This window comes from Marinobacter sp. EVN1 (assembly GCF_000475375.1).
GTDB lineage: Bacteria > Pseudomonadota > Gammaproteobacteria > Pseudomonadales > Oleiphilaceae > Marinobacter > Marinobacter nauticus.
In genome coordinates this window covers 94,248-117,187 of sequence record NZ_AXCB01000016.1, presented here as the reverse complement: position 1 = coordinate 117,187, position 22,940 = coordinate 94,248, and the positions used below count along the sequence as shown (strand labels likewise).

Genomic DNA, 22,940 nt, shown 5'->3' with positions numbered 1-22,940 from the left:
GATGCAACTTTTGAAAGTACTGGCGCGGGTACTGGAGTACCCCACCGAAGAACTGCAGCAATCCAAAGACGCCCTGGTCGCCGCTGTCCTGGAGGACAGCCGGCTGCCGCGGCAAAACAAGGAACAACTGCTGACCTGTATTGATCGCCTCTGCGATGGTGACCTGATGGATCTTCAGGAAGCCTACGTGGGCACGTTCGATCGCGGTCGGGCCACCTCCCTGCTGCTGTTTGAACATGTGCACGGCGAATCCCGCGATCGCGGCCAGGCCATGGTGGACCTGATGGAGCAATACCGGGCCAACGGCCTGGAAATTGATGCCAGGGAACTGCCGGATTACCTGCCGCTGTTTCTGGAATACCTTTCCACCCGGCCGTGGGAGGAAATTCGCAACTGGCTGGAAGATATTCACCACATTCTGGGGTTGCTTGGAGAGCGCCTGTACCAGCGTGAAAGCCTCTACCACGTTGCGATGGATTCCCTGCTGGTGTTGTCCGGCCGCAAGGCCGACCGCCAGGAACTGGCGCAGCTCGTTGCCTCGGAAGAGCGCGACGACACCCCCGAAGCACTGGACAAGGTCTGGGAAGAGGAAATGGTGAAATTTGTGGATGACCAGGGCAGCTCCTGTGGCACCGGTGGCGTGGTTGGACAGCGCCGCCGCGAACTGGAACAGACCCAGACCATTCACCTGAGTGATCAGCTGATGACGGACGCAACGCCCCGTCCGGCAGGGCGCGCCTGAGGCGCAGGAGGAAAAGACAATGTCCTATATCAACACACTCTTGTTCGGAATCTATCCCTACATCGCCCTGCTGGTACTGTTTGTCGGTACCTGGGCGCGTTATGACCATGGCCAGTTCACCTGGAAAGCCCATTCCAGCCAGATGCTGCGCAAGAAAAACATGGTGATAGCCAGCGTGCTGTTCCACGTCGGCGTACTGGTGATCTTCTTCGGCCACCTGGTGGGTCTGCTTACTCCGCACTGGGCCTACGAGTGGATCATCACTCCGGGGCAGAAACAGGTGATGGCGATCCTGGTGGGCGGTATCGCCGGCGTCATGGCCATCATAGGTGGCGGCATGCTCGCCTGGCGTCGTATGACCGACCCGCGGGTTCAGGCCAGCAGCACCTTCGCTGACAACATGATCATCATCATTCTGGTGGTTCAGTTGGTACTCGGGATGCTCACCATCCTGCCTACCATGGGCCACCTCGACGGCAGCACTATGCTCAAATTCTCCGCCTGGGCCCAGGGCGTGTTCACCCTGGAAGGATCTGGCATCGCCGCCTACATTGCCGACGTGCACTGGATCTACAAGACCCACATCTTCCTGGGCCTGACCATCTTCGTACTCTTCCCGTTCACCCGACTGGTGCACATGCTTAGCGTGCCAGTGGAGTATTTCGGGCGGAAGTACCAGGTGGTTCGCAAGCGCGCCTGAACGGATACAGCCACCCTCTCTTTCCGGGAGGGTGGCTGGCAAACTGATTGACGGAGAGTCGCACCATGCAACTGATCCCAACCGGCGAAGCCGGCAAACCCAGAAACCAGTTCCCGCCGGTCTATGTGGGTGAGACTCTCATCCACGAAGACGACATCGCCCGGGAAATGCAGCACCACCCCTCGGAAGAGCTGGCAGAAGCCTGGCACGAAGCTGCCAGAAGTCTTGCCATCCGTGAACTGTTACTGCAACAGGCCAGCCGCCTGAACCTTGACAGCATCGTAGACGAAGAAGACCGGATAGCCCGGGTGCTGGAACTCGAGCTCAAAGTGCCAGACCCGAGCGAACAGGACTGCGAACGCTTCTACGCCGCCAATCCCGGCCGCTTCTGCAGCCCTACCATCATGGCTGTTAGCCACATATTGCTGGCTGCCGCACCGGATGATATTGAAGAGCGCATGCGTCAGGAAGAAGCTGGCCGACAGCTGCTGTCTGCCCTCCTGGACGGCCGCTCGCAGTTCAACGAATTGGCTAAACAATATTCCGCCTGCGAATCCCGGCACCAGGGCGGCAGCCTCGGCCAGATCAGCAAAGGCCAGACCGTCGAAGAATTCGAACGCCCGGTCCTGAGCCTGAACGAAGGCCTCCATCCCGAGCTGATCGAAAGCCGCTATGGCTGGCACATCGTTCGAGTAGACCAGCGAATCAACGGCGAACTGCTGCCTTATGAACATGTAAAACCCCAGATTCGCCAGTACCTGAGCGAAAGCGTGACCCGCCGGGCATTCCGGCAATATCTCCAGGTGTTGGCTGCGGAAACCGGTGTGGAGGGCGTCGATCTGGAGCTGCCGGATTCACCCTTGATGCAGTGACTGCTTGGTTAGCAAAGCGAATAATTGAGCTAAGTCAATTACCCAGGAATAACCGCAAGGATACCCCCATCGGGGGAGCGATTTTTCATCAGTATCCTTCTAGTATTTAAAATAATATTTTGAATGCATGAATATGCAGAGAGGGTACAACCATGGCCATGACACAAACTGCGGAACAGCGATATACCAAGCCGGTGCTTGTCGCCATCAACAAACCACTTGATGAAGAAGACAGCCTGGAAGCGCTTCGCAGCCATGCCCTGTTCTGCAATCTGCGCCCGAAAGACCTCGATAGTCTGATCCAGCAATCACGCCGGCTCAGACTCGGTCACCACCAGCTGCTGTACCGTCAGGATATGCCGGCTCATCACTTCTTCTTTGTGATTTCTGGTCGCCTGCGTCTGTATCGCCTCGATTCCTCCGGCGTAGACCGAACCCTGGACAGTATTGCACCCGGAGACTGTTTTGCTGAAGTCATGATCTACGCCAATCCGCCCAGGTATGCCTGCTACGCGGAGGCCCTGAAGTCCAGCGAAGTGCTCATGATCCCGGTTAAAGCTTATCGGGAATTGCTGGATCGGAATCCCGAGTATGCCCAGGCGGCCCTGAGCCACTACGCCATGCGTGCGGTGTCCAGATTCCACGATCTTGAGATCATGACCGTCCAGAATGCCCGGGACCGTTTGATTCGTTACCTCATTGACTTGCTGCCGAACGGCGCGGAAGAAGGTGGCGAAGTCGAGTTGCCGTTGCCCAAATGCCTGGTGGCTTCACGTCTGGCCATGCAGCCCGAGACTTTCTCCAGAATACTGGCAGATCTCAAGTCAAATGGTTTGATCAGAGTGAATCGCAGCAAGCTCTTTATTTCCGACCCTCAGCGGCTGATCGCTATCAGCCAATAGCCTCTCCGGGCCTCCGGGCCCGGCTTTTTTGACCGCCTTGAACACCAGGGGATAGTGATGATCAGCAGTTACCAGGATCTTGTTCAGGCCAGCCGGAAAGAACCGGAGCCCCAGCGCTTTCTGTTCGTTTTTTGCAAAGCCGAATTACCAGACGACGCCAGTGCGGCAGAACGGGCTGCTTTTGAGCGCGGCGAGGGTGGCGCACTGACGCCGGTCATCTGTGTCGACAAAACCCCCGATGAGGTTCCTTATTTCGATGTGTTGGCGGAGGAATCCCGCGCGACAGGCCAGGACTGGGACATGGTCTTTGTCGCGGCCATGTCGGGCCGTGGCGGCCATGCTCCTTCCAGTGATGAAGCTCAGCAACCCCTGACGATGATGGTGGAAAGCATCCGCATGGGGCATCTGGGTAACTACCTTCCCCTCAATAAAGCCGGCCACGCCATTAGCCTTGACTGAACTCAAGGCGCCTCTGGTGGGCCGAGGACTATCCTCAAAGAGGTATTTGATTTTCCTCAAAATTGAACGACCCTTGATGTAATCCATGGGGTATTGGGAGTTGTAGTGAGAAACGTCCTCCGTTGTGTCCTATCCATCTTGATGATACTTGCGGCTCCGCTGAGCTGGGCCCAGCCGTTATCGGAATACAGCCCTCCGGCCGGACGCCAGCTCATCGAAAAAGCCTTTCCGGAAGCGACAGAACTCCAGCCGATGGAGGGCAACCGTGCCATCCAGCAGGTGTATTCCGGTGAGGAGCTTATAGGCTACGCCTACCAGTCCCTGGACTTTGTCCAGACCCCCGCCTATTCCGGCAAACCCCTGAATGCCATGGTGGTACTCGATACCGCCGGAGAAATTCGTGCCGCTAAAGTCATACATCACGATGAACCCATCCTGCTGGTGGGTATCCCCGAAAGCAAGATGCATGAGTTCACTGACCAGTACACCGGTCTGAAAGCTGACCAGCGGGTGACCGTTGGTGGCACGTCTACCGAACGCAAGGTGGCGGTGGATGGCTTGTCCGGCGCTACGGTCACCGTGATGGTTATTAACGAAGTCATCATGCGCACTGCCCACCGGGTGGGGGTCGAGATTGGGTTGATTGAAGGTGGCAAAAGCAACCGTCCGCCCATGGCCAATGTGAACTCGGAACAGTTTCAGGAGAAGTCCTGGCAGGAGTTGACCGGTGACGGTTCCATTCGCCGCCTGGTGTTGACCAAAGGGCAGGTCGACGACTCTTTTGTGGGGACCCCTGCCGAGGGCATCGAAACTGCAGACGCGGGCGAACGCGATGACATCCTGATCGAGCTCTACGCTGCTTATCTGGATGCGCCGACCATTGGCCGCAACCTTCTGGGTGAAAACCAATACCAGTGGCTGATGTCGGAGCTCCAGGAGGGGGAACATGCCATCGCGGTGATGGCCAACGGTGAATACTCCTTTAAAGGTTCTGGCTACGTACGGGGCGGCATTTTTGACCGGGTGCAGATCCGCCAGTTTGGCGACACCTTCAACTTCCGGGATCTCGATTTCCATCGGCTCAGCGACGTTTACGGTGAGGGGATGCCCGAGTTTTCGGAAATGGCGATCTTTATCGTGCGCCAGCAGTACAACTTCGATCCTGGCACGCCCTGGACGCTGGAGCTGACTGTCAAGCGCCAGACCGGCCCGCTGGACAGTGAATTCCAGGTGTTCCCTCTGGAGTACCAGTTGCCAGACCAGTACTACACCCGCCCGGAACCGGTTCTGACCGACGAAGAGTGGCTTGAAAACCAGCCGCTGTGGATTCAGGTGTGGTACCAGAAGCAGTTCCAGATCACCGTGTTGGGGCTGGGTATCGCCGTGCTGCTGTTCATCCTGTTCTTCCAGGACTGGCTGGTACAGAAGCCGAAGATGATGCGCTGGATTCGCCACGGCTTCCTGGTTTACACCCTGTTCTTCATTGGCTGGTATGCCCTGGGTCAGCTTTCCATCGTCAATGTGCTGACGTTTGTGAACAGCCTGATCAGCGGCTTCAAATGGGAAACCTTCCTGATCGATCCGATCATGTTCGTGCTCTGGGCCGTGGTGGCTGGCATCGTCCTGCTATGGGGTCGGGCGGTCTACTGTGGCTGGCTATGCCCGTTCGGCGCCCTGCAGGAGTTGATCAATGAAATCGCCCGCAAGCTCAAGGTACCGCAGTACACCGTGCCTTTTGCCTGGCACGAGCGCCTGTGGGCCATCAAGTACATCATCCTGCTGGTGCTGTTTGGTATTTCTCTGGAGTCCATGGCCACTGCCGAGCGCATGGCTGAAGTGGAGCCGTTCAAGACCGCTATTACCCTGCATTTTGACCGCACCTGGCCGTTTGTGACCTACGCCGTGCTGTTGCTGGTGGTCAATATCTTCACCCGCAAGGTGTACTGCCGCTACCTGTGCCCGCTGGGTGCCGCCCTGGCGTTGCCCACCAAACTGCGGGTGTTTGACTGGCTCAAACGTCGCAAGGAATGCGGTAACCCCTGCCGTCTCTGCGACAAGGAATGCGAAGTCCAGGCGATCCATCCGGATGGACACATCAATTACATGGAGTGCCACTACTGCCTGGATTGTCAGATGACCTATTTCGACGACCACAAGTGCCCGCCGCTGATTGTGAAGCGCCGTGGCAAGCGCCGTGGTCACAACGCACCCGGCCACCCAGAGGAAATTCCGGTGGTGCAGGTGAACTGAGTAGTCCCGAGGAGCCAGCCATAAGGCCCCGGTAACGTCATGAGAAGCAATAACCGCCATAACCAATAACGGAGTTGGATGCTATGAAAAAAAGAGATGATCTGACCAAGGACACGCCGGAGGTTTCCGAAGGTGGTCTGAGCCGTCGTCGCTTTATGGGTGCGGCTGCGCTGGCCGGTGTCGCTGGTGCAACCGGTCTGGGCACCTCGGTCATGTCCCGTGAGACCTGGGCTGCAGCTGCTGAAGAAGCCCGCAACAAGGCTCACGTCGCCCCGGGCGAGCTGGATGAGTACTACGGTTTCTGGAGTGGTGGCCACCAGGGCGAAGTGCGCGTGCTTGGCGTGCCCTCCATGCGTGAACTGATGCGTATTCCGGTATTTAACGTGGATTCCGCAACGGGTTGGGGTATTACCAATGAAAGTAAGGAAATCCTGGGCGGTGATCAGCAGTACCTGAACGGCGACTGCCACCACCCGCACATTTCCATGACTGACGGTCGTTACGATGGTAAGTACCTGTTTATCAACGACAAGGCCAACACCCGGGTTGCCCGTATCCGTCTGGATATCATGAAGACGGACAAGATTACCCACATCCCGAACGTTCAGGCCATCCATGGTCTGCGCCTGCAGAAAGTACCCAAGACCAACTACGTGTTCTGTAACGCCGAGTTCGTCATCCCGCAGCCCAACGACGGTACGGATTTCAGCCTGGACAACAGCTACACCATGTTCACCGCCATCGACGCAGAAACCATGGATGTGGCCTGGCAGGTCATCGTTGACGGTAACCTGGATAACACCGATGCCGACTACACCGGCAAGTACGCTGCTTCTACCTGTTACAACTCAGAGCGTGCCGTTGATCTTGCGGGCACCATGCGTAACGACCGCGACTGGGTGGTTGTGTTCAATGTGGAGCGCATTGCTGCAGCGGTAAAAGCCGGCAACTTCAAGACCATTGGCGATTCCAAGGTGCCGGTTGTCGACGGCCGAGGCGAATCCGAATTCACCCGCTATATTCCTGTGCCGAAGAACCCGCACGGTCTGAACACCTCTCCCGATGGCAAGTACTTCATTGCCAACGGCAAGCTGTCACCAACGGTATCCGTGATTGCCATTGATAAACTGGACGATCTGTTCGAAGACAAGATCGAACTGCGCGACACCATCGTGGCCGAGCCGGAGCTGGGTCTCGGACCCCTGCACACTACCTTCGACGGCCGTGGCAATGCCTACACCACGCTGTTTATCGACAGCCAGGTGTGCAAGTGGAATATTGCCGATGCCATCAAGCACTACAACGGTGACAAGGTAAATTACATCCGTCAGAAGCTGGACGTGCAGTATCAGCCGGGCCACAACCACGCATCGCTGACTGAATCCCGCGATGCTGATGGCAAATGGCTGGTTGTTCTGTCCAAGTTCTCGAAAGACCGTTTCCTGCCGGTTGGCCCGCTCCATCCTGAGAACGATCAGCTGATCGATATTTCCGGTGAGGAAATGAAACTGGTCCACGATGGCCCGACCTATGCCGAGCCGCATGACTGTATCCTGGTACGTCGTGATCAGATCAAGACCAAGAAGATCTACGAGCGCAACGACCCCTACTTCGCCAGCTGTCGTGCCCAGGCGGAGAAGGACGGTGTGACTCTGGAATCCGACAACAAGGTCATCCGTGATGGCAACAAGGTACGTGTTTACATGACCTCCGTTGCGCCTCAGTACGGTATGACCGAGTTCAAGGTGAAGGAGGGTGATGAAGTCACTGTGTATATCACCAACCTCGATATGGTTGAGGACGTGACCCACGGCTTCTGTATGGTGAACCATGGTGTGAGTATGGAGATCAGCCCGCAGCAGACCGCTTCCGTGACCTTTACGGCAGGTAAGCCAGGGGTTTACTGGTACTACTGTAACTGGTTCTGTCATGCTCTCCACATGGAGATGGGCGGGCGGATGCTCGTCGAAAAGGCCTGATAGAGAGTTGCCTGACTTGGGGTCCCGGTTTCGGGGCCCCTGGTTGCTTATCACTATCCCGAGATCTATTGATGTATCAACTATTGCGTTATGGAGTGGCCCTGTCAGTCGCTCTGTTTGCGCTCTCCGCCAACGCGGACCTGCAGCAAGAGCTGGATAACCTGGCCCCGGGCTCGTCGTTTCAACTTCCTCCGGAAACTCTGTCTCCACTGGCTATCAGGGTGCCCGGGGTATCTGTGTCCTGCGCTCCGGAAACGGTGATTGACGGTGGCGGGCATGGCAATGCGGTTGAGATTCTGGCAGAGGCGATCACCTTTTCCGGTTGCCAGGTTCGCAATTGGGGCAAAGACCTGAACGAACTGGATGCGGGAATTTTCGTGGCCCGTGAAGCGCAGGGTTCAGTGGTGGAAAACAACCGTCTTCAGGGCCCGGCATTCGGCGTGTGGCTGGATGCAACACCGGATGTGACCGTGCGGGAGAATCACATTCGCGGTGATACCAGCTTGCGGTCCCAGGATCGGGGCAATGGCATTCACCTGTTCAACACCACGGGTGCGCTGATTGAAGGTAACGATATCAGCCAGACCCGGGATGCCATTTATATCGAGACCGCGAACCGAAATACCATTCGCGGCAATGTGATGAGTGACCTCCGGTACGGCATTCATTACATGTATTCGATGCATAACCTGTTGGAAAACAACGTCACGCGGGGTACGCGTACCGGGTATGCGTTGATGCAGAGCAAGTACCTGAAGGTATTCAATAATCGTTCCGAGAATGACGAGAACTACGGCATTCTGATGAACTTCATCACCAACTCCGAGTTGCGCAATAACGTGGTCACCGGAGTGTCCCAGGGTCAGAGTGCCGGAGTGGTCATTTCCGGTGCCGAGGGTAAAGCGGTGTTTATCTACAACTCGCTGTACAACACCTTCGAAGGCAATTATTTCGGCCACAGCAATATCGGTATTCATCTCACTGCGGGTTCCGAGGAAAACCAGGTGTTCAACAACGCCTTTGTGGAAAACCAGCGCCAGGTGAAGTACGTGGCCACTCGCACCCAGTTCTGGGCCGAGGATGGCAAAGGCAACTACTGGAGTGACTACCTGGGCTGGGATCGAAATCAGGACGGCCTCGGCGATGTGCCTTATGAACCGAACGACAACGTGGATCGGCTGCTGTGGAAGTATCCGGAGGCCAAGGTACTTATGTTCAGCCCGGCGGTGGATACCCTGCGTTGGGTCCAGGATGCCTTCCCGGTAGTGAAGTCTGCCGGGGTGAGTGACCCCCATCCTTTGATGCGAATTCCCGACCACCTGCAATCGGAGATCCGATGAACTGTTTTCGACTGGAGAACGTCAGTCACCGTTACGACAAGGCCACGGTGCTGCACGGGGTAGATCTTCGGCTGGAGCCGGGGGAAATTCTGGGCCTGTTCGGCCACAACGGCGCGGGTAAAACCACCTCGATCAAGCTTATCCTGGGCCTGATGCAGCCCACCGAGGGCAAGGTTTCCGTGCTGGAAGGCGCGGCTGGCGATCCCCAGGTAACCCAGCACATCGGCTACCTGCCGGAGAACGTGATGTTCTACCCGCAGTTGACCGGCCGTGAAATCCTCAGCCACTTTGCCCGCCTCAAAGGCGCGCCGCTTAAGCAGGTGCCCGAACTTTTGGAGCAAGTTGGCCTGGGAGACGCCATGGACGCCCGCACCAAAACCTATTCCAAAGGCATGCGCCAGCGTCTGGGCCTGGCTCAGGCCCTGCTCGGCAAGCCCAGGCTGTTGATGCTGGATGAACCCACCGTCGGCCTGGACCCGGTTGCCACGGCGGACCTATACCGCCTGTTGCGCCAGCTTAGGGATGAGGGAGCGGGCATTGTGCTCTGTTCCCATGTACTGCCAGGTGTTGAGCCGTACATTGATCGGGCCGCGATTCTGACCGAAGGCGCCCTGAAAGCATCTGGAGACCTGCCATCGCTGCGGCGACAGGCGAACATGCCGGTCACCCTGACCCTGCAGCCTGCCACTAGCCTGTCGGCGTTGGAAAAAGCCATTGACCAGGCCAAGCAGCGTGCCGGCTTGATGATGAAAAGTGAAAACGGACGATTGCAGGTAGACGTGAGACCCCAGGAAAAAATGGAACTGATCAAGACCCTGATGGCCTCCGGCGAAGTGGCAGACCTGGGCATCCATCAGCCCAGCCTCGAAGACATCTACGTGCACTTTATCGGCTCGGGTGGCCTGGCTCACCGGGGAGGAAGCCAATGAACGCCATCTGGACCATCGCCCGTAAGGAACTGAGCGACAGCTTCCGCAATCGCTGGCTGGTTGCCATCTCCCTGGTGTTCGCCACCCTGGCACTGGGCATCGCCTGGTTCGGTGCCGCCGCCTCCGGGCAGGTGGGCTACGCCTCCACACCTGCGACCATTGCCAGCCTGGCCAGCCTGGGGATCTTCCTGATCCCGCTGATTGCACTGTTGTTGGCCTACGACGCCATCGTGGGGGAAGAGGAGGGCGGCACCCTGTTACTGCTGATGACCTACCCCCTCAGTAAAAGCCAGTTACTGTTGGGCAAATTCCTCGGCCACGGCCTGACCCTGGCGCTGGCCACCATCATCGGCTTCGGTGTGGCTGGTATTGCCATTGCCGTGTTGGTGGAAGATGTCGCCATTGCCGCCCTGGCTGTGGCCATGGGGCGTTTCGTGGGTTCCACCGTTTTGCTGGGCTGGGGCTTTATCGCACTGGCCTACCTGGTGAGCGTACGGGTGAGCGAGAAACCGGTCGCTGCAGGGCTGGCCCTGGCCATCTGGTTCTTCTTCGTACTGATCTTCGACCTCATGCTGCTGGGCACGCTTGTGGCCAGCGAAGGCAAACTCAATCCCGAACTGCTGCCCTGGCTGCTGATGCTCAACCCCACTGACATCTACCGCCTGCTCAACATCGTCGCCTTCGGCGACAGCGGTCAACTCAGCGGCGTACTCAGCCTGGGTACAGACCTGCCCATCGGCGCGGCGGGCCTCTGGCTGGGCCTGATCCTGTGGTGTGCCATACCCCTGACCGGCGCACTGTTACTGTTCAAAAACCGACGAATCTGATCCCGACCGGAGACAAACAAACATGGCAAACCCAGCAACCAAATGGCTCATCGCCGCTTTCACCGCCACTCTCCTGGCCGGCTGCTCTGGCAGTGAACCCGAAATCGTCGAAAAACCTGACCCCGTACACTTTGAATCCGGCGACGAGTGCCACGTCTGCGGCATGGTCATCACCAACTTCCCGGGCCCAAAAGGCCAGGCCTTCACCGAGCGAGAGCAGAACATCCGGAAATTCTGCTCCACCAAAGACATGTTCGCCTGGTTCCTGCAGCCGGAAAACGAAAACCGGGACCACACCCTCTACGTCCACAACATGGCCGAAACCCACTGGGACAGCCCGGATGACACCCACCTGATCGACGCCCGCGAGGCCTTCTACGTGGTCGGCTCAAATCTTAACGGCGCCATGGGCCCAACCCTGGCCTCGTTCGCCAGCGAAGCCGACGCTACAGACTTCGCGGCAGAGCACGGCGGCAACGTACTGGCGTTTGTCGACGTCACGCTGGAGCATCTGAATAATGGTATGACGATGCACGATATGAGCGGGATGGATGATATGGCTGGGATGCACGATGCAGATGAAGCTGGAATGGCTGATGATCACATTAGCCACAGTACAGAGCATTAAAGTGGCAGTCCCACAAAAATAAGGTCGAAAGGTCTTAACCTGGGTTTACTGGTCTTGGGAGACTATGTCTCCAAAGTTCGAGAGAGTGGGTGCGGGTAAGCTTTCCAAAAATTTGCGGAGCCAGGGATGGCGGAGCAGAAGCGACACAGGGAAGTGCCGTAAGGAGCGTTTTTTGGAAAGCTTACCCGCACCCGCTCCAACTCCCAAGCTGGCAGCCTGGGTCAGCCGCCAGTCATATTCATAAACCGAAGAATCTGCACATCCCCATTGCTGGAAAAATGATGCCGCTCCGGCTTCAGATCCATGGCCTTGATGATCGCCTCCTGCAGCTTGTCATCCGTCACCGGATGCCCCCGCAACACCCGGCGAAGATCCACTGAATGCTCATTGCCCAGGCACAGCAGCAGCCGCCCTTCCACCGTCACCCGAACCCGATTGCAGGTCGAACAGAAATTGTGGGAATGCGGCGAAATGAACCCGACGCGAACCTCGCTGTCCGGCATCCGGAAATAACGCGCTGGGCCGCCGGAATCCTCAGTTGCCGGAATAAGCTCATGGTGCCTGCGGATAATGTCGCGCACCTCCTCACTGGTGCACAGCGCCAAACCACGGTCATGCTCTGAAATCTCCCCGAGCGGCATCTCCTCGATAAAGCTGATGTCCACCTGCTTTTGACGGGCAAACTCAATCAGCTCCGGAATCTCCTCGTCGTTGCGGCCTTTCATCACCACCGTATTCAACTTGATACCACGGAAACCTGCGTCCCGGGCAGCATCAATGCCATCCAGAACCTGGCTGAGATTACCGGTGCGGGTAATGGCGCGGAATTTGTCAGCGTCCAGAGAATCCAGACTGATATTGAGACGCTGCAAACCGGCCTTGCGCAATGATTCCGCCATGGTGGGCAACTGACTGCCGTTGGTGGTCATGGCGAAGTCACGGAGGCCATAAGTGCCGACTTCGCGTACCAGCTCCAGGATATCGCGGCGCACCAGAGGCTCTCCGCCTGTCAGCCGGATCTTCTCCGTGCCCAGAGCAACAAAGTTCCGTGCCAGCCGGGCGATCTCTTCAAGCGTCAATACCTGTTGGCGCGGGAGAAAGGTCATGTCTTCCGCCATGCAATACACGCAGCGGAAGTCACAGCGGTCGGTCACCGACAGGCGAACATAGTTTACTGTGCGGCCAAAGCGGTCTGTCAGTCGGGTCTGGGGCATTGAAGCCAGGTCCTGTTGCAATATCACCATGAGTTTAGGGCAAGTATGGCAAAGCGCGGGGCGGATTCCGATACCCCTCGGGGAGTATCTCCCGCGACCTTGCAAAGCCATCGGTCTTCCTCTATAACATTTAAATAAAATATATGTTAAAAAGTGGAGCGACACCAATCGCAATGGTGTTGTCAGTCTAATACCCATCAAAAGCCTGGGAGACCGCTATGTGGTTCTACGAGAAATGGCTCGCTCGCGCTAATGCGGGTGTTCTGGTCAGTGTGCTCGGATTACTGTTAACCGTTGCTTTGGCATATCCTCTAGCGGCCAGATTGCCAATCGCGGTTCAGATACTCGCCCACATGGGAACGTTAATCTTCGCAGTCGGGGTGAAAATCGCGTATGTCGCCCGCTTGGCGTTCCTCAGTAAACTGGGAAGACCTGTGCACTGAATCACGGTAGAATAGATGCAGTTATGAACCGTCAAGAGGCCCACGCCATGGGCGCACAGCCAGGTAAAACCGGTTTCCGGATTCTTGCGTATATGAGTGTGGGGTTGGCGGCAGTGGGTGTGGTTTTGCCGCTTTTGCCAACAACCCCTTTTGTTATTCTCGCGGCCTTTTTCGCCAGCAAGAGCTCCCCGGCCTTTGCCCGGTGGTTGGAAGAGCACCCGACGTTCGGCCCGGCGATTGAAGAATGGCGCGCCCGGCGTGCCATTCCACGCAAAGCCAAGTTGCTGGCCTTTGCCATGATGGGGCTGAGTTGGAGCATGCTGGTCTGGCTTGGATCGCCGGTTCTGGTACTGGCTGTCTCGGGGCTGTTTTTACTGGGTGTTGCCGGCTATATGCTGAGCCGGCCATCCTACTGATGTTTTTCTGTCATTTTGGAGTCATGAATGCACATCACCCGTTATACCGATTACTCACTCAGAGTGCTGATCTATCTGGCTGCAGAGGGTGATCGTCTGGCGACCATTCAGGAAATTGCCGACAGCTACGACATCTCCAAGAATCATCTGATGAAAGTGGTTCACCAACTGAACAAGAAAGGCTACATCGAGACTATCCGTGGCAAGAAGGGCGGGATGAGGCTGCATATGGCGCCGCAGGATATCAATATCGGAATCCTGGTGCGCGAAACCGAGCAGGACCTCAGCATCGTGGAATGTTTTTCCTCCAAAAATGCCTGCAAGATCACTCCGGTATGCGGACTTAAATCCATGTTTGGTGAAGCCCTGAAAGCCTTCCTTGAGGTGCTTGATCGATACACGCTCGCCGACGTGATTCAGGACCACCACCGACCACAGCTGTTGCGACTGCTCCAGATTGCTTGATTCCTGAACTGACGCACTGCTGTATTTGCAGTGCGTCAGACCTCCCAGGCTTCAATCGAGTATCCAGAGTTATACGTTTACGGGGCTCGCGGACCTCCGTTCCGGCAGTGAATATCGCAGGACTCTCTGCAGCACAGTTTTATACTGGCTCATAAATGAGCCAGTGTTGTAGTGAATGCCGTGTTTGCGACAGATTTCCTGCACCCGCTCGGAAACCTCAGGATACCGGTGTGCTGGCAGATCTGGAAACACGTGATGCTCGATCTGGTAGCTCAGGTGTCCACTCAGAATGTGCAGCCAGCGGCCACCTGTGAAGTTGGAAGAGCCGGTAAGCTGGCGCAGATACCAATGGCCCTTGCTCTCACCTTCGCATTCCCGTTCCGTAAAGGTTTCTGCATCCTGAGTGAAGTGACCGCAGAAAATCACCGTTGAGGCCCAGAGGTTCCGGATCAGGTTAGCCCCGACGTTGCCGGCCAGCACGATCGGGGCCACTGGCAGAGTCAGCAATGGAAAGAAGACATAATCCTTGAATGCCTGGCGGCCGCCTTTACGAAAAAAGTCTTTCAGGAACGGCAGTTTCTCGCGCCAGGAAATCTCCCGGCGACGTAGCTTCTCGGTTTCCAGTTCATGCAAACCTACACCCCACTGAAAGAACACGCTCAGCAAGATGTAGTTGATGAACTGCAACGTGTGCCAGGGTTTCCAGGGCTCTTCGTCGCTCAGGCGAAGCACCGCATAACCGTAGTCCCGGTCTTTGCCGATGATGTTGGTGTAGGTGTGGTGCTCGTAATTGTGAGTCCGGCGCCAGGACTCACTGGTGCACACCGTATCCCACTCGTAGGTCTGCGAGTTGAGGGTGGGATCGTTCATCCAGTCGTACTGGCCATGCATCACGTTATGGCCAATTTCCATATTCTCCAGAATCTTGGCCACGCCGAGGGTGGCCGTTGCCGCCACAAACACCGGCGGAATAAAGCCGAAGGGCATCATCACCCGGCCGCCGACTTCAAGGGCGCGGTGCAGGCGAACGATCTTGCGAATGTAGCGGGCATCCCGCTCGCCAAGATCGGCCAATACTTCATCGCGTACGGTATCCAGATCTTTCTGAAGTTCGTTGAGCTGTTGTTCGTCAAGTTTGATCATAAGGTCTCCTTGCGGCTGTATGAGGCCGCGCTCGAATTCTGTGTGTCAGGCTTCCAGAGTCACCGGGCCACGGGGTACGGAAATGCAGAGTTGAACGCTTTCCTCTCCGGGACCGGAAGCTTTACCCGTCAGCCGGTTAATCACGGTGCCGCTGGTTTTTCGGCAACTGCATTGGTGGCAAATGCCCATGCGGCAGCCGTATTGAGGTTTGAGGCCCGCGGCTTCTGCGATCTCCAGCAGTGTGGCATCGCCGGAAGAGTCCACATTGAGGTCCGCGCGGGCAAAACTCACTTCGCCGCCGAGTGTTTCATCACCCAGAGGGGAGGAGATCGGATGGGCGAAAAACGTACAGTGAATCTGTTCTTCGCCGAGACCGCGCTGGTAAAGCAGGTCATTGGCGAGATCCATCAGCCCGCCCGGTCCGCACAGATAGACCTCGCGGGCCTTCAGACCGGGCACGGAATCCAGGTCGGCGTCGTTGAGGTAGCGCGGCTCGTCGGTTTCGTGGGTGCATATAATACGGACCGAGAGTGCCGAGTATCTTGCCGCCAGTGCTTCCAGTTTTTCACTGGCGATCACGTCCTCCTGAGTGCGAACAAAGTAGAGCAGTGTGACCGGTGCCCGGAAGGGCTCTGCCGCCATGGTCTCCAGCAGGCTTAGAATCGGCGTAATGCCGCTGCCCCCGGCAATAAACAGCACCGGTTTGGGCATGGCTGGCATCAGAAAGTCGCCAAAGGCTTCGGTCAGGCCCAGTACCGCACCTTCTTCAAACTGATCATGCAGCCAGTTGGTCACCAGCCCTCCTGGCAGGCGTTTGATGGTCAGTGTGACCACGCCGTCGTTCTGCCAGAGCAGGGGGGAGCTGGACAGACTGAAGGTGCGCTGGCGTCGCACACCATCAATATCTACACAGATGTTCACGTGCTGGCCGGCACGAAAGCCACTCCATCGGCTGGCAGGCCGGAGCACAAAGGTCTTGGTGTCGTGAGTCTCGACCAGAATACGCTCTACCCGTGCAGGTGTGTACGCTTGTATCCACATGGGATTGATGGCCTCCGCCAGTGGATCAAAATAACTGGCAGGGTTGCTTCGATTCAGTAACTGTCGGCCAAGCCAGTGCATGGCGCGGGTCTGGTTCATTTTTGCCAACATAGGTTTTCTCCAAGGTTTGTACCTGATCGTTGGTAACGATGTGTACACTTGTTCACTTATGTGTACGACTGTACACAGTGAGGGTTGCCGTAACAATCAGGGGGGCGCTTCGTTGGCTCGAAATGACAAGTTTTGCGGACTTTTCTGCCGTCAGATGTGTACACTTGTTACCGCAACTATCGTGATAGGAAGACTATGGCAGACAGACCGAAACGCAGGCCCGGCGAAACCCGAGAGAAGCTGATGAACGCAGCGCTGACTCTGGTGGGCAAGGGGCGACACTTTGCCAGCCTGGGTATTCGGGAAGTGACCCGGCAGGCCGGCGTGGTGCCAACGTCGTTCTACCGTCACTTTCGCAGCATGGACGACCTGGGTTTGCAGCTGGTGGACGAGCTCGGGCTGGTCCTCAGGCGGATGATGAGGGAGGCCAGGGCCAACGTGTTGCAGGCCGACAAGCTGATTGAGGAATCGGTGGGTATCTTTGTGGCCCATGCCCAGGCCAACCGCAGTTTTTTTCTGTTTATGGCGCAGGGGCTGGCAGGCGAGAGCCGGGCCGTTCAGGAAGGGATTCGCAGCGAGATGCGGTTTTTTGCCAGCGAATTGGCCAATGACTTACGCCGGCTCCGGCTCATGGAACACCTGAGCGATGCCGATCTGGATATGACCTGTGATCTGGTGGTGCGCACCGTCGCCTTCAGTCTGACCGATCTGCTCAGCATTTCCGAAGACGACGATTATCAGATCGGCCAGGTGCGAAAACGCACCACCCGATTCCTGCAGATGATTTTTGTCGGGGCTGGTCACTGGCAAAGCGACTGACCCCGTCCTGGGTTACTTGCGGGTTCGGGCGCGCTTCTTCTTCGGCGGCAGTATCAGCGATTCCAGCTCATCCAGAGCCTCACCGGTATAAACCGCCAGTTTCTGCATGCTCGGCAGCGTATCCCGGCAGCCGGTAAAACCGAAATTCAGCGATCCGGCATAGCTCAGGCAGGTGATGTTCAGGGCGCCGCCGTGAGCGATCAGCGATACCGGATACATGGCCTCAAGCCGGGCACCTTCATAATACAGCGTGTCTTCCGGGCCGGGCACGTTGGAAATGGTCACGTTGAAGACGGGGCGCATCCTCCCCCCGAGACCTGACATCAACTGCAGAATGTAGGGTGACATCAGCAGCATGGTGTACTGGGTCAGGGCACTTTTGGGAAGTTTCTGCAGGTGCTCCTTGGCCCGTCGGGTCGAGGTTTTGATCTGTTGCAGGCGGTTCAACGGGTCAGCTTCGTCGGTGGCCAGCGAGGCAATCATGAAACTGATCTGGGTGCCCGTACCCTCGTCGTCTGCCGGCCGGATATTCACCGGTATACCTGCCGTCAGCGGGTTGTCGGGCAGATTGTTCTGCTCGGCCAGAAAGCGACGCAATGCTGTGCCACACAGGTAAAGCACGATGTCGTTCAAGGAGCCGCCGGAAGCATGGGCCAGGTTTTTCAGTCGGTCCAGTTGATAATGCTGGGTGGCGAAACGTCGCTGCGCGGTAACCCGGTGATTGAGCACCGAAACCGGGCCTGTGAAGGGCGCGGTCAGTCCGTCTTCCGGATGTCGAACCGAATGCACCAGGCGATTGCCGGCCTGCCATAGCCTGGGGGCCATGTCTGCCTGGAGTTTCAGGGCGTCCATGGCCTGGGAAACCGCAGCGGGCACGCTGGCCTCTTTGTCGGTTTTTGCGCCACGGCGTTGGTGTGGGCGTACCGTCCAGGGCGGTGGCATATTGCAGCGTTCGGGATCGGTGGTGAGCACCCTTTGCATTAGCCGCACGCCACTGATGCCGTCAATCATCGAGTGGTGCATTTTGGTGTAAAGGGCGAAACGGTTGTTCTCCAGGCCTTCAATAACGTGGCATTCCCAAAGAGGGCGGGAAAAATCCAGGGGGTTAGAGTGCAGTCGGGATACCAGAATACCCAGTTCGCGTTCCCCGCCGGGGCGGGGCAGGGCTGAGTGCCGGACGTGATAATCCAGATCGATATCCTTATCGACTTTCCAGGCCGGGGCGATCACACGCCCGAGGAAACCAGACCATGCCAGTTTGTATCCCCAGGGTGGTGCCACATCGCCGGCTTCTTTCATTCGAGTGACCATGTCACGCAGGAAGGTTTCTGGTGCGCCTTCCGGCAGTGAGAAAATCTGAAGCGTACCCACATGCATCGGGGTGTCTTCAGATTCAACCGCCAGCCAGGAGGCGTCCAGGGTTCCGAGACGTTTCATTCCTTGTCATTCTCCGCCAGTCATTTGTGTTTTGGTTGTTTCCTGCAAGTATACTGATATCGGTAGGTTCACACGATCAAAACCGGGATTGGGCTCCCATCTTTTTGCAGGGTTTCACGGTTACATAATGTCGCGAAGCCGGGCTCCCGGTCAGAAGGTTCGTGTGCTAATTTCTAAGGCCATAGGAACTAACAACAAGAATATTCGGAGGCTTTGTGGAATCCAGCCCGCTGATCTCGGCAGGTTTGCCGATCGCATTGTTCATTATCATGATCGGTATCGGTATGACGCTTACCCTGAGGGATTTTCGCCAGGTGGCGGTGTATCCGAAGGGCATGATTGTGGGCACCTTCGCCCAGATTCTCCTGATGCCGATGGTGGCGTTCGGGCTGGCTTATCTGTTCGGTGTGGCGCCGGCCATTGCCGTTGGTCTGGTGATCATCGCGGCTTGCCCCGGAGGTACCACGTCCAACCTGTTTGTGCTTCTGGCCCGGGGTAATATTGCGCTTTCCATCGTGCTGACGGTCTCCGCCAGCCTGATCACCATTCTTACCCTGCCACTGTTTACCAACATGGCGCTGCAGCATTTCATGGGCACGGAAGAGAACATCTCGCTGCCGGTGGGCAAGACCATTGCCATGCTGGTGGTTATTGTTCTGCTGCCGGTGGCCATTGGCATGCTGGTGCGAACCCGCAAGCCGGAGCTTGCGCGCAAGGCTGAGAGCCTGGTCAGCATCTTTGGTGGCATCGTGCTGGCAGTGCTGATTGTGGCGCTGCTCTATGGCGTTCGGGACCAGATGTGGGATCTGCTGAAGCAGGCAGGCCCCTCCACTATCGCTCTCAATGTCGCTGGTATCGCCCTGGGCCTGCTGGCGGGCAGGGTGGCCGGACTGACCCAGCGGGAATCCCTGGCGGTGGCGGTGGAACTCGGTGTGAAGAACGGCACCATTGGTTTGATGGTCACCCTCACGTTGCTGGAGTCCAGCACCATGTCGATTCCCGCTGCCGTTTACGGTGTGCTTATGTTCCCCATTGGATTCCTGCTGGCAATGTATGGCCGGAAGGTGATTCCCAAAAGCAATGTGGCACATGCAGACGGGGAATCCTGATTCATGAAGTTTCTGAACGGTGTGACGTTACTGCTGGTTTATCAACTGACAGGCGAGATTCTGGTACGACTTCTCGGGCTGCCGATTCCCGGGCCGGTGCTTGGCATGGTCATGCTGTTCGTTACCTTGATGATCCGAGGTAGTGCCCCGGATTCCCTGAGCGAGGCCTCCAGCGCGTTACTGAGCCATCTGTCACTGCTCTTCGTGCCTGCGGGCGTGGGGATGATGACGCATTTCGGGCGTATAGCGGATGAGTGGCTGCCGATCACCCTGGCTCTGTTTCTGAGCACGGTGATCACCATGGTTGCCACGGCGTTGATTATGCAACTGACGACGCGCTGGTTTGTCCGTTCCGTTTCAGAACAAGGTGGGCAGCATGAATGAACCGGGTTTGCGCGACATCTGGGTCTACCTGTCGGCGTCGCCACTGCTAGGGCTGACCATTACTCTGGTGGCCTACGGGCTGGCCTACCGGCTCTATCTGAAAACACATTCCAACCCGTTGGCCAATCCCGTCGTTACTTCGGTGGCGATGCTGATTCTCCTGTTGTTGGCAACGGGCACCTCATACAGCGATTACTTTGAGGGCGGTCAGTTCGTGCATTTTCTGCTGGGGCCGGCAACGGTGGCACTGGCGGTTCCTCTGTATCAGCAGTTTCGACGGCTCCGTCAACTCTGGTTGCCGGTCGCGATATCGTTGATCAGTGGGGTGGTTATTGCTGCTGGCAGTTCGGTGGGCCTGGCAAGGTTGTTGGGGGGTTCCCTGGAAATCCAGATGTCGCTGGCGCCTAAATCGGCAACGGCACCGGTGGCCATGGGTATTTCCGAGAAGATTGGTGGTTTGCCGTCGCTCACGGCGGTGCTGGTGGTGTTGACCGGAATTACCGGTGCGGTGCTGGGCACCAAACTGTTTGAATGGTTGCGCGTGAAAGATGACACCGCAAAAGGGATTGCCATGGGCGTGGCGGCCCATGGTATTGGTACCGCCCGGGCATTCCAGGTCAGTTCCCAGATGGGCGCGTTTTCAGGCCTGGCCATGGCGCTTTCGGCATTCGCCACGGCGCTGCTCGTGCCCTGGCTGGTGGACATGCTGGAAAACTGGTTGCCCATGTAAACGCGCAGTTCTTTCCGGGGTGCCGCTTTACACTCTTTTTATGTCTGTCTGGAATGGCTATGCTCAGCCAATCATTGGCACAACATCAGGGTCTTAACACCATGCAAACCAAGTTCTTGCTCGACGAAGAACAGATGCCCAGGTATTGGTACAACCTGCAGGCGGATTTCCCCGAACCCCTGCCGGCCGTCCTCCACCCGGGAACAAAGCAGCCGGTCGGTCCAACGGATCTGGAGCCATTGTTTCCTGCGTCGCTGATTGAACAGGAAATGACTACGGAACGGGAAGTGGAGATTCCGGAGCCCGTTCGCGATGTTTATCGGATGTGGCGGCCGGCGCCCATGTTTCGGGCGCATCGGCTGGAAAAAGCCCTGGGCACCCCGGCCAAGATCTTCTACAAGTACGAGGGTGGTAGTCCTGCGGGCAGTCACAAGCCCAATTCCGCGATTCCGCAGGCCTTTTTCAACCGGGAGGCCGGTATTCGGCGTCTGACGACAGAAACTGGTGCTGGTCAGTGGGGGACCTCGCTGTCGTTTGCAGGCTCCCTGTTCGACATTGATGTGACCGTGTTCCAGGTTCGCGTGTCCTACAACCAGAAGCCCTATCGCCGTGCGGTGATGGAGACCTACGGGGCTAACTGCGTGGCTTCGCCATCAGAAATGACGGAGTTTGGTCGTCGGGTGCTGGGGGAAAACCCCGACCACACCGGCAGTCTTGGTATTGCGATTTCCGAGGCGGTGGAGCTGGCCGTTCAGGATCCGCACACCAAGTATGCTCTGGGTTCCGTGCTGAACCATGTCCTGTTGCATCAGACCGTAATCGGCCTGGAGTCCATGAAACAGATGGAGATGGCCGATTGCTGGCCAGACGTGATCGTTGGGTGCACCGGTGGCGGCTCTAATTTCGCGGGTATTGCTTTCCCGTTCATGGGCCATGCGTTGAGAGGAGGGGAGAAGTCCCGGATTGTCGCGGTTGAACCCTCAGCGTGTCCGACGTTGACCCGAGGTAAATACGCCTATGACTACGGCGATACGGCACAAATGACACCACTCACCAAGATGCATACCCTGGGATCAGGTTTTACACCGCCGGGATTCCATGCTGGCGGCCTGCGCTATCACGGCATGGCTCCGATGGTGTCGCACGCCAAGGAGCTGGGACTGTTCGATGCTGTTTCCTACACTCAGCGCGAGTGCTTTGAGGCGGGTGTCCTGTTTGCACGCAACGAAGGGATCGTACCGGCTCCTGAAGCCAATCATGCCGTGAAGGGTGCGATTGACGAGGCGTTGCGGTGCAAGCGCGAGGGCAAGGAGGAAGTGATCCTGTTCAACCTTTGTGGTCACGGGCATTTCGATATGGCGGCCTATACCTCGTATTTTGCCGGTGAACTGAGCGACCATGAGTACGGCGAGCAGGAGCTGGCTATGGCGTTGTCGGGGCTGCCCTCGGTCAGCGTCTGATTGAACTTGCCCCCGGTCAGGCACTGTGCCTGACCGGGTGGCGGCCTCCTGCTCACTTGTCCCTTTCGATCTTCAATGGCTCCAGGCTTCCGATCCGGAACTTCAATTCCAGTTCCGCACCGTTTTCATCATCGCCTTCCACTTCAATGTCGCCATTGCGATTGACCTTTAGTTCCTCAATAGTGGCCATTCCCTGCTGCTGAGCGGCTTTCAGATAAGAGCGCACATCGTCCGCGCTCACACCGTAGAGTTCGGCTTTGGCTTTGCGGCGCTGCTCCCGGTCGATCTCGCCGTTGCCGTTCAGGTCCAGTTCCACGAACCAGTCCTGGCCCATCCAGCCTTCGAGCTCGATTTCATTATCATGGTCGTCGTCAAATTCGATGCTCTGGAAATGGCTGATACCGTAGTTGTTGCCAACCTGAAGCATGCGGTCCGCATCGTCAAAGCTGCCTTTGGCGAAGGCTGCGGGGGCTGCGACAAGGCCGCTGATCAGCGCGATGGTCAGAGTCTTTTTCATGGCGTTCTCCTTGCTTGTCTGTG

General features: G+C 57.2%; 23 protein-coding genes. 18 read left to right on the top strand and 5 right to left on the bottom strand.

The window, feature by feature from the left end; translation table 11 throughout:
• Position 1 precedes the first annotated feature (1 nt).
• The 11 genes from narJ (at position 2) to Q674_RS28325 (ending at position 11,628) form a co-directional block, all read left to right on the top strand.
• Positions 2-742 carry a nitrate reductase molybdenum cofactor assembly chaperone gene (gene narJ / locus Q674_RS28375; protein ID WP_023008578.1) on the top strand — a complete coding sequence of 247 codons (741 nt, stop codon included), beginning with the start codon at positions 2-4 and terminating at the stop codon, positions 740-742.
• A gap of 19 nt (positions 743-761) precedes the next feature.
• Positions 762-1,442 (top strand): respiratory nitrate reductase subunit gamma, encoded by a 681-nt coding sequence (gene narI, locus Q674_RS28370; protein ID WP_023008577.1) that lies wholly within the window; start codon positions 762-764, stop codon positions 1,440-1,442.
• A gap of 65 nt (positions 1,443-1,507) precedes the next feature.
• Positions 1,508-2,314 carry a peptidylprolyl isomerase gene (locus Q674_RS28365; RefSeq protein WP_011786524.1) on the top strand — a complete coding sequence of 269 codons (807 nt, stop codon included), beginning with the start codon at positions 1,508-1,510 and terminating at the stop codon, positions 2,312-2,314.
• A gap of 152 nt (positions 2,315-2,466) precedes the next feature.
• Positions 2,467-3,216: a Crp/Fnr family transcriptional regulator gene (locus tag Q674_RS28360; RefSeq protein WP_014422450.1), complete on the top strand. Its 750-nt coding sequence runs from the start codon at positions 2,467-2,469 to the stop codon at positions 3,214-3,216.
• Between the two features lie 57 nt (positions 3,217-3,273).
• Positions 3,274-3,675: a hypothetical protein gene (locus Q674_RS28355; protein ID WP_011786522.1), complete on the top strand. Its 402-nt coding sequence runs from the start codon at positions 3,274-3,276 to the stop codon at positions 3,673-3,675.
• 141 nt (positions 3,676-3,816) lie between these two features.
• Positions 3,817-5,925: a transcriptional regulator NosR gene (gene nosR / locus Q674_RS28350; protein WP_023008576.1), complete on the top strand. Its 2,109-nt coding sequence runs from the start codon at positions 3,817-3,819 to the stop codon at positions 5,923-5,925.
• An 83-nt stretch (positions 5,926-6,008) separates the two neighbouring features.
• A complete protein-coding gene (gene nosZ / locus Q674_RS28345) occupies positions 6,009-7,904 on the top strand; it encodes a TAT-dependent nitrous-oxide reductase (protein WP_022990859.1) in 1,896 nt (631 codons plus the stop codon).
• Between the two features lie 71 nt (positions 7,905-7,975).
• The gene (locus Q674_RS28340) at positions 7,976-9,244 is read left to right on the top strand and encodes a nitrous oxide reductase family maturation protein NosD (RefSeq protein WP_023008575.1); all 1,269 of its coding nucleotides are present in this window, start codon (positions 7,976-7,978) and stop codon (positions 9,242-9,244) included.
• On the top strand, positions 9,241-10,173 hold the full coding sequence (locus tag Q674_RS28335) for an ABC transporter ATP-binding protein (protein ID WP_023008574.1): 933 nt from the start codon (positions 9,241-9,243) through the stop codon (positions 10,171-10,173). Before Q674_RS28340 ends, Q674_RS28335 begins: the two co-directional genes overlap by 4 nt.
• Entirely contained in the window at positions 10,170-11,000 is an 831-nt protein-coding gene (locus Q674_RS28330) for an ABC transporter permease (protein WP_023008573.1), read from the top strand. Before Q674_RS28335 ends, Q674_RS28330 begins: the two co-directional genes overlap by 4 nt.
• 22 nt (positions 11,001-11,022) lie before the next feature.
• Positions 11,023-11,628, top strand: a complete 606-nt coding sequence (locus Q674_RS28325) for a nitrous oxide reductase accessory protein NosL (protein WP_023008572.1) — start codon at positions 11,023-11,025, stop codon at positions 11,626-11,628.
• A 221-nt stretch (positions 11,629-11,849) separates the two neighbouring features.
• On the opposite strand, the gene moaA is transcribed toward Q674_RS28325, so the two are convergent.
• Complete coding sequence (moaA, locus tag Q674_RS28320; protein WP_023008571.1) at positions 11,850-12,842, bottom strand: GTP 3',8-cyclase MoaA; 993 nt, start codon at positions 12,840-12,842, stop codon at positions 11,850-11,852.
• Positions 12,843-13,308: 466 nt separating this feature from the next.
• Between moaA and Q674_RS28310 the strand changes: the two genes are divergently transcribed.
• Both Q674_RS28310 and Q674_RS28305 read left to right on the top strand, forming a co-directional pair.
• Positions 13,309-13,701 carry a YbaN family protein gene (locus tag Q674_RS28310; RefSeq protein ID WP_081698927.1) on the top strand — a complete coding sequence of 131 codons (393 nt, stop codon included), beginning with the start codon at positions 13,309-13,311 and terminating at the stop codon, positions 13,699-13,701.
• A gap of 27 nt (positions 13,702-13,728) precedes the next feature.
• Positions 13,729-14,166 carry an RrF2 family transcriptional regulator gene (locus Q674_RS28305; protein ID WP_011786513.1) on the top strand — a complete coding sequence of 146 codons (438 nt, stop codon included), beginning with the start codon at positions 13,729-13,731 and terminating at the stop codon, positions 14,164-14,166.
• Positions 14,167-14,235: 69 nt separating this feature from the next.
• Here the strand turns inward: Q674_RS28305 and Q674_RS28300 are convergent, their stop codons facing one another.
• Positions 14,236-15,309 carry a fatty acid desaturase family protein gene (locus Q674_RS28300; protein ID WP_023008568.1) on the bottom strand — a complete coding sequence of 358 codons (1,074 nt, stop codon included), beginning with the start codon at positions 15,307-15,309 and terminating at the stop codon, positions 14,236-14,238.
• Between the two features lie 45 nt (positions 15,310-15,354).
• Positions 15,355-16,461, bottom strand: coding sequence for a ferredoxin reductase (locus Q674_RS28295; protein WP_023008567.1), 1,107 nt, complete (start codon positions 16,459-16,461; stop codon positions 15,355-15,357).
• Between the two features lie 195 nt (positions 16,462-16,656).
• On the opposite strand from Q674_RS28295, the gene Q674_RS28290 reads away from it, so the two are divergent.
• Complete coding sequence (locus Q674_RS28290) at positions 16,657-17,280, top strand: TetR family transcriptional regulator (protein WP_014422436.1); 624 nt, start codon at positions 16,657-16,659, stop codon at positions 17,278-17,280.
• Between the two features lie 12 nt (positions 17,281-17,292).
• Here the strand turns inward: Q674_RS28290 and Q674_RS28285 are convergent, their stop codons facing one another.
• Positions 17,293-18,717, bottom strand: coding sequence for a WS/DGAT/MGAT family O-acyltransferase (locus Q674_RS28285; RefSeq protein WP_022990869.1), 1,425 nt, complete (start codon positions 18,715-18,717; stop codon positions 17,293-17,295).
• 215 nt (positions 18,718-18,932) lie between these two features.
• Here Q674_RS28285 and Q674_RS28280 point away from each other — a divergent pair, with 215 nt between their 5' ends.
• The 4 genes from Q674_RS28280 to Q674_RS28265 all read left to right on the top strand — a co-directional run bounded on the left by Q674_RS28280 (position 18,933) and on the right by Q674_RS28265 (position 22,400).
• On the top strand, positions 18,933-19,826 hold the full coding sequence (locus tag Q674_RS28280; RefSeq protein ID WP_023008566.1) for a bile acid:sodium symporter family protein: 894 nt from the start codon (positions 18,933-18,935) through the stop codon (positions 19,824-19,826).
• A gap of 3 nt (positions 19,827-19,829) precedes the next feature.
• Positions 19,830-20,210, top strand: a complete 381-nt coding sequence (locus tag Q674_RS28275) for a CidA/LrgA family protein (RefSeq protein ID WP_011786507.1) — start codon at positions 19,830-19,832, stop codon at positions 20,208-20,210.
• Positions 20,203-20,940, top strand: a complete 738-nt coding sequence (locus Q674_RS28270) for an LrgB family protein (RefSeq protein WP_022990872.1) — start codon at positions 20,203-20,205, stop codon at positions 20,938-20,940. The genes Q674_RS28275 and Q674_RS28270 overlap by 8 nt, the downstream gene beginning before the upstream one ends.
• Positions 20,941-21,041: 101 nt before the next feature.
• Positions 21,042-22,400 (top strand): TrpB-like pyridoxal phosphate-dependent enzyme, encoded by a 1,359-nt coding sequence (locus Q674_RS28265; protein WP_031210004.1) that lies wholly within the window; start codon positions 21,042-21,044, stop codon positions 22,398-22,400.
• A gap of 52 nt (positions 22,401-22,452) precedes the next feature.
• Here Q674_RS28265 and Q674_RS28260 read toward each other — a convergent pair whose 3' ends face one another.
• Positions 22,453-22,917 (bottom strand): hypothetical protein, encoded by a 465-nt coding sequence (locus tag Q674_RS28260; RefSeq protein ID WP_023008564.1) that lies wholly within the window; start codon positions 22,915-22,917, stop codon positions 22,453-22,455.
• Positions 22,918-22,940 lie beyond the last annotated feature (23 nt).